A 421-nucleotide genomic window follows, 5' to 3' on the forward strand; every position below is an offset into this window, starting at 1 on the left:
CAGGGGTCCTCTTCGGCCCTCGGCATCGACGCGTTCGTGGTGGAGAACTTCGCCTCCACCCCTTTGTCGGTGACCTGCACGCTGTCCGCGTGGATCCCCATCGGGTAGTTCTCGGTGAGCTGGGCGGTGAACTTGTCCAGGATCGGCTGCAGAGTCTCCCGCGGCCAGGACAGGCCGATCGCGCTCAGGTCGACGATCTGCATCGAGATGCCCTTGTTGACCACCGTGGGCTTGGCGGTGATGGTGCCGAGCAGGCCCTTGAGTTCGATGGTCCCGTTGGACGGGTTGGTCTTCACGTCCGAGATGGCCGAGCCGATGAACGGCAGCTGCACCAGGTCGGCCACGGTCTGACGGATGCCGTCGGTGCTCCAGGAGATGTCGGCGACCAGCGAGCCCACGGTGCCGCTGGCGTCAGCGGTCT

At 65.8% G+C, this 421-nt stretch carries 1 protein-coding gene; it reads right to left on the reverse strand.

Annotated features, from left to right (window positions below):
- Positions 1–421 (reverse strand): LmeA family phospholipid-binding protein (locus RNB18_RS52700; RefSeq protein ID WP_311721143.1); only part of this gene is annotated, 421 nt, incomplete at both ends.

It is taken from the genome of Streptomyces doebereineriae, assembly GCF_031845645.1.
Taxonomy (GTDB): Bacteria; Actinomycetota; Actinomycetes; order Streptomycetales; family Streptomycetaceae; genus Streptomyces; species Streptomyces canus.